This window comes from Acinetobacter sp. CFCC 11171, assembly GCF_003268405.1.
GTDB classification, from domain to species: Bacteria; Pseudomonadota; Gammaproteobacteria; order Pseudomonadales; family Moraxellaceae; genus Acinetobacter; species Acinetobacter amyesii.
The window spans coordinates 1-1,231 of sequence record NZ_LQXP01000090.1; the positions used below are offsets into that span (position 1 = coordinate 1).

2 protein-coding genes and 1 pseudogene are annotated in these 1,231 nt (G+C 37.8%); all 3 read left to right on the forward strand.

All coding sequences use genetic code 11. From position 1 onward, the window contains the following. Positions 1–166: 166 nt before the first annotated feature. Positions 167–437, forward strand: a pseudogene (locus AVJ20_RS17925) (transposase); the annotation flags it as partial. A gap of 49 nt (positions 438–486) precedes the next feature. Then, on the forward strand, positions 487–582 hold the full coding sequence (locus AVJ20_RS19035; RefSeq protein WP_111886144.1) for an SEL1-like repeat protein: 96 nt from the start codon (positions 487–489) through the stop codon (positions 580–582). 240 nt (positions 583–822) lie between these two features. Further along, on the forward strand, positions 823–1,231 hold a 409-nt coding region (locus tag AVJ20_RS17935; protein ID WP_228157146.1), incomplete at its 3' end, for a phage late control D family protein.

Below are 1,231 nucleotides of genomic sequence, written 5' to 3' on the forward strand. Positions count from 1 at the left end.
AGCAATTTTAAGAAAGAAAAAGCCTGATAGGACAAGGATCCTATGAAATTTGTCGTGTACAGAGATTAAACTTATTAAACCTAACTTAATCTAATTGGACTTTGTTGCACAAACCTACCTCTAAGGGCTTATTCAGTAATATAATACTCATAAGCTCACACCAAAAATCTATCGTACAACCAATTGTCCACCTACAATAAAGCCTTGATCAATCGAGGAAATATATCAATTTAGTTTGATTCAGCGACCCAATGGTTGCTCCGTCCATTGATAAACACGGGTGAAATCAAACCTATTCTGATGCAGCAATCCAATGCTGCTTAATGATTAAATTCCTATTTCGTCTGTCTTTACGCATGGTCACTGGCTCTGTTCAAAGCCTGATTAAACTATGCGGTCTAGATTGGACAGCACCAGATTACACTACACTTTGTAGAAACCTGAGTTCGATGAAATCCACTTAGCCTTTTAACATATTTTAGAAAGTTGGCTTATCTATATATTCATGGCATCGGGGTAGAGCGCGATCTTAAAATTGCAGAACAACATTTGCAAAAAGCGGCTTTACAAGGACATCTTTAGGCGTTAGCGCAATTGGAAAATATTCACGCTTTTTTAAATGTAACTTAATAGTATTGGGTTTGAGTTGAGTTGGATTAAACGAAAGAGACGTATCGAGGTGGATGCGTCTCTTTTTTCATCAATAAGGGGCTTTTCGCTTACATAAAGCCAAACAAAGTTAGGCGCCGAAGCCTTGGAATATATGAATTTTCTTGATTAAATACCGCCGTATTTTATAAAAAATCGATTTTGATAATAAACATGCTGAACAATATATATTCTGCACTTGAGAAATTGGGCATTAGTCCACAAAAACGTGCCTTGCATATTCAATTTTCCAATACCACGCTGAATGAACAAGTATTCTTGCAACGTATTGATGGGGAACATGCCTTAAGTGAAGGTTTGAATGTTCAGCTCATCTGTCTCTCAACTTCTGCCACGCTCGAACTTAAACAATTTATTGGTACACAAGTCGCAATCGATCAGGTGACCGATGCTGGACAACTTTTCCGTATTACCGGGATCATTACTGAAGCATTTCAAGGCCAAAGTGATGGTGCATTAACGCTATATAAGTTGACCTTAGAAGATGCAACAGCACTATGGCATAAGCGTCGTAATAGCCGTGTGTTTATGAATAAATCGGTCAAAGATGTGGTCGAGATTA